10 protein-coding genes are annotated in these 7,420 nt (G+C 39.4%); 7 read left to right on the top strand and 3 right to left on the bottom strand.

Annotated features, from left to right (window positions below):
* The 6 genes from AB1498_02170 to AB1498_02145 all read left to right on the top strand — a co-directional run.
* Window positions 1-216: hypothetical protein (locus AB1498_02170; protein ID MEW6087094.1), on the top strand; the 216-nt coding region annotated here is incomplete at its 5' end.
* 708 nt (window positions 217-924) lie between these two features.
* Window positions 925-1,164 carry a ribbon-helix-helix protein, CopG family gene (locus AB1498_02165; protein ID MEW6087093.1) on the top strand — a complete coding sequence of 80 codons (240 nt, stop codon included), beginning with the start codon at window positions 925-927 and terminating at the stop codon, window positions 1,162-1,164.
* Window positions 1,127-1,438 carry a type II toxin-antitoxin system RelE/ParE family toxin gene (locus AB1498_02160; protein MEW6087092.1) on the top strand — a complete coding sequence of 104 codons (312 nt, stop codon included), beginning with the start codon at window positions 1,127-1,129 and terminating at the stop codon, window positions 1,436-1,438. The genes AB1498_02165 and AB1498_02160 overlap by 38 nt, the downstream gene beginning before the upstream one ends.
* On the top strand, window positions 1,431-1,649 hold the full coding sequence (locus tag AB1498_02155; protein ID MEW6087091.1) for a tyrosine-type recombinase/integrase: 219 nt from the start codon (window positions 1,431-1,433) through the stop codon (window positions 1,647-1,649). Before AB1498_02160 ends, AB1498_02155 begins: the two co-directional genes overlap by 8 nt.
* 94 nt (window positions 1,650-1,743) lie before the next feature.
* A complete protein-coding gene (locus AB1498_02150; protein MEW6087090.1) occupies window positions 1,744-2,223 on the top strand; it encodes an RHS repeat-associated core domain-containing protein in 480 nt (159 codons plus the stop codon).
* A 63-nt stretch (window positions 2,224-2,286) separates the two neighbouring features.
* The gene (locus AB1498_02145; protein ID MEW6087089.1) at window positions 2,287-2,631 is read left to right on the top strand and encodes a hypothetical protein; all 345 of its coding nucleotides are present in this window, start codon (window positions 2,287-2,289) and stop codon (window positions 2,629-2,631) included.
* 378 nt (window positions 2,632-3,009) lie between these two features.
* Here AB1498_02145 and AB1498_02140 read toward each other — a convergent pair whose 3' ends face one another.
* The 3 genes from AB1498_02140 to AB1498_02130 form a co-directional block, all read right to left on the bottom strand.
* Window positions 3,010-3,330, bottom strand: a complete 321-nt coding sequence (locus AB1498_02140; protein MEW6087088.1) for a helix-turn-helix transcriptional regulator — start codon at window positions 3,328-3,330, stop codon at window positions 3,010-3,012.
* Window positions 3,317-3,724, bottom strand: coding sequence for a type II toxin-antitoxin system RelE/ParE family toxin (locus AB1498_02135; protein ID MEW6087087.1), 408 nt, complete (start codon window positions 3,722-3,724; stop codon window positions 3,317-3,319). Before AB1498_02135 ends, AB1498_02140 begins: the two co-directional genes overlap by 14 nt.
* A 63-nt stretch (window positions 3,725-3,787) precedes the next feature.
* Window positions 3,788-4,162, bottom strand: coding sequence for a helix-turn-helix transcriptional regulator (locus AB1498_02130; protein ID MEW6087086.1), 375 nt, complete (start codon window positions 4,160-4,162; stop codon window positions 3,788-3,790).
* A gap of 177 nt (window positions 4,163-4,339) precedes the next feature.
* Here AB1498_02130 and AB1498_02125 point away from each other — a divergent pair, with 177 nt between their 5' ends.
* On the top strand, window positions 4,340-7,036 hold the full coding sequence (locus AB1498_02125; GenBank protein ID MEW6087085.1) for a toprim domain-containing protein: 2,697 nt from the start codon (window positions 4,340-4,342) through the stop codon (window positions 7,034-7,036).
* Window positions 7,037-7,420: the final 384 nt, after the last annotated feature.

The raw sequence follows: 7,420 nt of genomic DNA, 5'->3' as shown, positions 1-7,420 counted from the left end.
CCTATCAATAGTCTAACATATAATTACAGTTTTAGGGGTGCAGTCCATATTGATAGTTGGCCTAATGAAAAAATGGATTTAGATAAATTGATAGATCTTGCATGGCATGAACTTTATCATTATTACTCTGATGAAGATATCAGACTAAAAGATAAAGAGTATGAAAAATGGCAAATTAACAAACTAAAAAATATTTCAGATAAATTACTTCAATAAATTCACTTATGAATATATCTGGTATCTATCGGTATCTGGGACGTTATTTTCTACTATAATTAATAATTGTTGTGATTCCGATTCCTTCACTAAAGAAAAACGATCCCACAAAAAAGTCTGCTAAATTTTGCTTACAGGTTTTCTCTGGCGCGTTTCCCTAGTTTCCTTTCGGTTAAGGCGCGGTAAGGTTTCCACCGCCTGCCCGCCACACTCAGCCGCCCGCCCCCTGGCCGCAGTTTTTTCCCCCCTTAACCCCCCTTTTTCCTTGGCAAACCCCGTTAAGGTCAGGTGGCCTTATTGAACAAAGGGGGGAAACTGGTGCTCTGTCACATAAATTTTGATGAGATAGAATACCCAGATTTGAGACAATTTCAACAAACGACGACGCAGAGGCGTATCTGCAGTGATACATCAAGAAGGAGTGAGGCAGAAATTGGCCAAAGATGGGCATTCCCAAAGGGCAGGTCTCTTTTACCCTGCTTCTGCGTTGCTCGTCGCATGCATACCGCAGAGGGTATGCACTGCTTCTCGCGCCTTGAATCAGGCCAAAATAGCCTCTGCTATCTCATCGAAATTTATGTAACAGAGCACTGGCTCTTCAGGGGGGTGTTTGTTTTCTATGAAAATAGTTATTTATAATATTGACAAATGTAAGTAATTGTAATATATTATATTCAATACATAACATTAAAAGTGAGGTGAAATAAAATGGCAAAAACAGTTACATTAAGAATAGATGAATCGCTTTTGGATCGTTTTAAAAGGCATGCTTGTTTAGAAAACAGGTCAATATCGAATTTTATAGAGACTGCGACACTTAAATATGTTGAGGATATTGAATTAGCGGACGATTTTGAAATGGCAGAAATATTAGGCGATGAGAAGCTATTGGGGAAATTGAGGAAAGGCAGTGAAGACGCTCGAAAAAAGCGAGGCAGATTTGTATAAATATAAAATCTTTGAAACAGAGCAATTCTTAAAAGATCTCGAAGAAATAGGGGGTAGCCGTGGAAAAAAGATCTACAAAAAAATAGAAAATTATATTTATCCCCAGATTAAAGAAAACCCATATTGCGGATTGAATATTAAGAAGCTAAAAAATTTTATTCCACCCACATGGCGATACCGCATAGGTGACTATCGATTATTCTATGAAATTGATGATGGAACGAAAATAATTTCTGTTACGAGTATAGAAACGAGGCAAAATGCGTATGGCTAAAAAAATAACACCGCACAGCCTGAGACATTCATGCGCCACGCATCTATTGCAAAACGGCAGTGATTTAAAAATGATCCAAATGCTGCTTGGGCATACCCGCATAACGACCACAGAGATTTATACCCGCGTAGCGCCGGAGGATTTAAAGGCCGCTATTCAGAAATACCATCCCAGGGGGAAATTACAAATAAAATTTACAATAAAAAGTTGATTTTTAGAAGAAAAAGAGTATAGTATGAATATTAACCTAAACATATAACAATAAAGGGTTAAAAGGATTGATTATGAAAAGTGATCTATGATAGATAAACAGGGCTAGATATTATGATTCGAAAGTGGGGAGATTTTTAGAACCGGATCCGATTGGCTTCCTCGGCGGGGTGAACTTTTATGCGTATTGCGGCAACAATCCAATTAGATTTATTGATTCTTTTGGTTTTTGCAAACAAAAGAAATCATGGTGGGAAAAGTGGTCAATAGGATCTTCATATGGCATAGCAGGTTTTGATTTTGGATGGGATACAGATGACCCTTCAAAATTAGGTGCAGATTTTACCTTTTTAGAAGCAATAGGAGCTGGCTGGCATATTACATGGACAAGCGATGAGGTATCTTCTGAAGGCGAAATTAGAATAACACCCATTAAATGGAATGTCGGTATGGGAGAGTACTTAGGAGTAACTTTTGCTGACGATTTTTCAAGTTTTTCATTAAATATCGGGTTAGGAGTTTCTCCTAGTCCAATTACTCCTACAATACCACTTGACGACAATATTTTGGAATAAAAACGAAGAGCCAAATTTAAATACATTAAGCAGGGAGAAAAAGAATACAGAAAGAAGAATTTTATGCCAGAAGCAGATTATAAATTTGAATATAAAAATAAGATTCGTCCCCAATTAAATAGGCAATTTAAAAAAATCATTTTATCATTTATTTTTATTATATTTTTACTTTTATTTGTTTCTATGGTCATAGATTATTTGAATTTGCCAGATAGAATAATTTTCCTTTTTTTCTTTCCTTGTGCAGTTATTTATCTTTACCAAATATATTCTTTAGAAGATATTAAATGTCCAAATTGTAATAAATTATTATTTACAATAAATACTGTTGACATAAGAAAAATATTAATTATTTTTAAAACTCATGGAGAAATATTATGCCCACATTGTAATGTAAAACTTCAATAACTGTTGTACAATCATTCTCCGGCGCGTTTTCCTTGCTTCCTTTCGGTTAAGGCGCGGTAAGGTTTCCACCGCCTGCCCGCCGCACTCAACCGCCGCCCCCTGGCCGCAGTTTTCCCCCCCCTTAAACCCCCTTTTTCCTTGGCAAACCCCGATAAGGTCAGGTAGCTGTATTTAAAAAGGGTGGCAAAACCAGCTCTTCAGGGGTCTAAAAAAAGCATTCACCCCGGCCCTCTGTTTTTTTTGCGGCTGGCGCGGCGGACAGGCTTCAGTTTCCCCGCTTACCTGACACGGACAAGCCGGACCCAAAAGCTTCATTTCTAAGGGATTAACTGCTATTAAAATGGGGAGGAGAGTTTGGGCTTTTAGAAACAACATTATCTATAATGCGGCAGCAAGACGAGAAGCATTCTTCTTGCGTTTGGAAGTAACAAAAATTATTTTTAAATCTGCCCCGCAGGCTTTGGCAATTCTGGATAATAGCGCAATCCCGTATTTATCGTAATCAGCGCTTTCGTAACGGGAAATAGCTGATTTAGTAGTATTTATCAGTTTAGCCAGGTCAGATTGAGTTAAACGCGCATGATGGCGCGCCCGGGCAATCTGTTCCGCGATACAAAGATTCTGATATTCCTGATCAAACTTCTCCCGGAACTCTTTATCGCCCATTAACCTGTCCATGTATGTTTTATTCTTTTCCATAATAACTGCCTCCTTTTACTCTGCAAGTGTAATCTTTTTTTATATCCCTTGCTCTTTCTAAATCTTTATTGCTCACCTTTTGAGATTTTTTCATATAACCGTTAGTAATAATTATTTTTCTGCCTTCGTAAAAGAAATTAAAAAAACGGTATCGTAAAGGCTTAAACTCGTAAATTTTATCCCTGGTATCCACTACTCTGAATTTTGTTATATCGAAGATACTGCCATGTTCCGCTATATATTTTACCAGAGCGGCCAGCTTTACTTTTACATCCAAAGCCGCTTCTTCCAAATACTCTTTAGCGGGTATTTTCCCCGCCTCATTAAAATAAAACTCTATTTGAAACTTCTCTCCCTGGTAGAAAATGTATTCTTCTTTTTTAGGGATTGCCACTCATCACCTCTTATATGTAAGTTAGCATATTTGCTAACCATTGTCAAGGAAAAATTTATTTTTTCATTTATTTGCCAGCAGTTTTTCTCTCTCCAGGAACGCGTCAAGGATTTGAACGATCTGCTTACGCATTGGCGCGGGGAGTTTTTCCACCTGGCCGAACCGTCTCAATAACCTGTTGTCGCGGTGTTTGCCGCTGCCTTTTTCTTTCTCTAACCCCAACAGCTGATCTGCTGTTACATGCAGGGCTTTTGCGAACAAAGGCATTAGATGTGTAGGCGGATATTCCGTTTCTTTCTCGTAGTAGGCTACCATTCTCTGAGATATTCCGACCTCAGCGGCGAAGTCTCTCTGGGAATAACCGGCAGCCTGCCGGATCCGGGCTAATTTCTCCCCGAAAGGTTCTTTTGCTTTTAACAGTATCTTTCTTTTTGGCATGACGCTCTCCTTATTTGCCGTATCATGCCAACTATTATAAGGCCGAAATTCCAGTTTCATTGCGCGCTCCAATTTTATGCTTGACAATCCGATACGATAAGCGTATCATACAATGAACCGATAAATCAAGATAAAAATTTTAATAATTTTATATTTTTTTCTTGACAGGGTATAAGAATGGCCCTTGAGGAGATTAAAGATATGGAAATGTCCTTTGACCAGTTAAGGAGAATAAAAGAATTAAACCTGCCTGAGATTATCAAAAGCTATGGAATCCCTGAAGGAACTAAAGCCAACGGTACGCCGAACGGCACCTACAGTTTTAAATGCCCGTTCCACGACGATTATAACCCGTCGCTGAAAGTAAATCAAAAAGGAAATAAATGGCTCTGGCACTGTTTTGGCTGCGGAGCAGGGGGCAATACTATATCATTCGTGACAAAATACGAAAAGATATCGTGGCTTGGAGCATACCGCAAGCTTTTGGCCCTTACGGATAAAAAGAATCAAGATCAGGAACTGACTCAAGAACCGATTGTTGATTTTAGTCCCGCGGATCTTTTAAAACGAGTTACGGACTTTTATCACGAAACGTTTAAAGAAGACCGGCGGGCTTTAGAGTATTTAGCTAAAAGGAAAATCACGGATCAAAATATTTATATGGATTTTAAATTAGGTTTCGCGAACGGCAGTTTAAAGAAAACCCTGCCGCCCGACGGCCCGATGATCGAAGTCCTGAAAGCATCAGGCATATTAAATGCCAAAGGAAACGAGGCCTTTTACAATTGCGTAATCTTCCCGATAGAAGATGAATATGGCAACGTTGTAAGTTTATACGGCAGGAACATAGAAAGAAACAGCCATCTTTATTTGGCAGGACAGCACAGGGGAGTATTTAACTCAAAAGTATTGGCAAGCGCGGATAAAATATATTTAACGGAATCTATTATCGACAGTTTATCCCTTTATCAATTAGGTATCAAAGAAACTATTCCGTTATACGGCATTAACGGCTTAACCAGAGGCCATCTTGAATTAATTCAAAAACACAGAATCAAAGAAATAGTTTTATGCCTGGATAACGATACAGCAGGGGAGAGAGCAGCCGAAAGAATCTCAATAACATTAAAAGAGCTGGGTATAAAGACAGCAACCATAAGACTCCCCGAAGGGGTCAAAGACCCGAACGAATATCTTTTAACCGGAATCACACAACAGGACTTTACCCGGCTTATTGCAGCTCAGGCCCAAGAGGCAGGGCCTACGGCAGGGCTTGCAGCAAGGCCTGCCGCAAGTCCCGCCGCGGATAAGGCGCAAGAAAATTATCCCCTGGTTACCGAAGATGAAACCCAGATAACTTTTAATTTTAAAGATCACGCGTATCGTATCAGAGGCTTAAACTGGAACCGGCTGGACCAGTTAAAGGTAAACATAAAACTTACAAGTTTGGAAAACTATCATTTAGACACACTGGACCTTTACAGCGCCAAACACAGACAAATATTTATCGCGCAGGCCGGAAAAGTTATATCCTTAGAACCGTCAATACTCAACGCCGACCTGTCTTTAATCGTGGAGCGTTTAGAAAATATCCAGGCAAAGAAGCTGGAAAAAAATGAAAATAAAGAGCAAAAGCCTGTAATGACAGAGCAGGAAAGGCAGAATGCCCTGGAATATTTAAAAGCGCCTGATTTATTAGATAAAATCGTTGCCGATTTTAAAATCTACGGATACATAGGAGAACAAAACAACGTCCTGCTCGGATATCTCGCGGCAGTGTCAAGAAAGTTATCCGACCCTTTAGCCATACTTACCGTGTCGCGGTCTGCCGCCGGCAAATCCGCGTTGCAAGACGCCATATTATCATTTACCCCGGAAGAAGATTACGAAAAATATACCCGCCTTACAGACCAGGCCTTATTTTACAAAGGAGAAACATCCCTGGTGCATAAACTCCTGGCAATAGAAGAAGAACACGGCGCGAACGGCGCGAGATACTCACTGAGGAATTTGCAGTCCGCCCGGAGCCTAAGAACAGCGTCAACCATAAAAGACCCTGTTACCGGCAAGCTGAAAACAGACGTATACACAGTCAAAGGCCCGACGGCGATTATGATTACAACCACCTACAATGAAAACTTTGATTATGAAACGTACAACCGTTTTATTATTTTAACTATAGATGAATCAATAGAACAGACCAGGCTTATTTTAGAAAAGCAAAGACAGAACCAGAGTATTAAAGGCATTATATTAAAACGCGAAAAAGAGGAGATACGGACAAAACATCATAGCATACAGCGGCTGCTAAGGACCTTAGAAGTAGTTAATCCATATTCGGAACAATTAAGTTTTACGGACGCTGTTTTAAGGGCCCGAAGAGAACAGCCAAAATATTTATCACTGATAAAAACAATCGCGTTATTAAGGCAATACCAAAAAGAGATTAAAACCGGTTACGCGGGGGATGACTCCTTCGAATACATCGAAGTCGATTTAAAAGATATCGAGGCCGCCAACGAAATCGCGAATCAGATCCTCGGCCATTCCCTAAGTGAAATGTCGCCGCCGTCCCGGCTATTGTTAATAGAGATAAAAAAGCTGGTGGATAAAATCCGCGAAGAAGAAAACCTTTTACCTGAAAAATGTATTATCTCGCGCAGAGACATCCGGGAATGGACGAGATGGAGCGAATACCAGATAAGGACACACATCACAGAGCTTGAAGACCTGGAATATTTAATCCCGGTAAGCGGCAAACAAGGCAAAAGATTCACCTATATTTTAGCCTGGGACGGCCAGGGTTCTGATGGTGAAAAGTTTATCCTTGGCCTTAAAGACATTGAGAAATTAGATCATTCGGCTTCGCTTTAGAGATCCTTCGACTTCGCTCAGGATTTAATAAAACCAAAGGTTTTATTAAACTTCGAGGGTACTTCGTGCCGACTTCGTGGAGCAGTTAACACCTTGATAATAAAGGATATAAACGCTGCTTCGAGGGTTTGCAGAGAAAAGGTATATAGGAAAGAATTTATAAATGAGTAACATTAATTTTTTAATAATAAAATTCCAGGAAAATATGAGGGTAAAAAATTACTCATCGCGGACCATTAAAGATTATGGCAATCAACTAGTCCTTACACAAGCGTAATTTTTTGAAATAAAAGCGAAAAAGGACTTGAAATGCCCAATTCTATTGGTTAAAATGATTTTGACCAAAAACATAACAACCAAAAAAAAGGGCATTTCAAGTGAATA

This window comes from bacterium (assembly GCA_040754625.1).
Classification (GTDB): Bacteria; JACRDZ01; JAQUKH01; order JAQUKH01; family JAQUKH01; genus JAQUKH01.
The sequence above is the reverse complement of the archived record's forward strand: the minus strand, read 5'-3'. Positions and strand labels throughout refer to the sequence as shown.

Bases quoted from the DNA above. Each gene is read 5' to 3' on its own strand.
- AB1498_02165 (MEW6087093.1), top strand. From the start codon at position 925: ATGGCAAAAACAGTTACATTAAGAATAGATGAATCGCTTTTGGATCGT.
- AB1498_02155 (MEW6087091.1), top strand. From the start codon at position 1,431: ATGGCTAAAAAAATAACACCGCACAGCCTGAGACATTCATGCGCCACG.
- AB1498_02145 (MEW6087089.1), top strand. From the start codon at position 2,287: ATGCCAGAAGCAGATTATAAATTTGAATATAAAAATAAGATTCGTCCC.
- AB1498_02140 (MEW6087088.1), bottom strand. From the start codon at position 3,330: ATGGAAAAGAATAAAACATACATGGACAGGTTAATGGGCGATAAAGAG.
- AB1498_02130 (MEW6087086.1), bottom strand. From the start codon at position 4,162: ATGCCAAAAAGAAAGATACTGTTAAAAGCAAAAGAACCTTTCGGGGAG.
- AB1498_02125 (MEW6087085.1), top strand. From the start codon at position 4,340: ATGGCCCTTGAGGAGATTAAAGATATGGAAATGTCCTTTGACCAGTTA.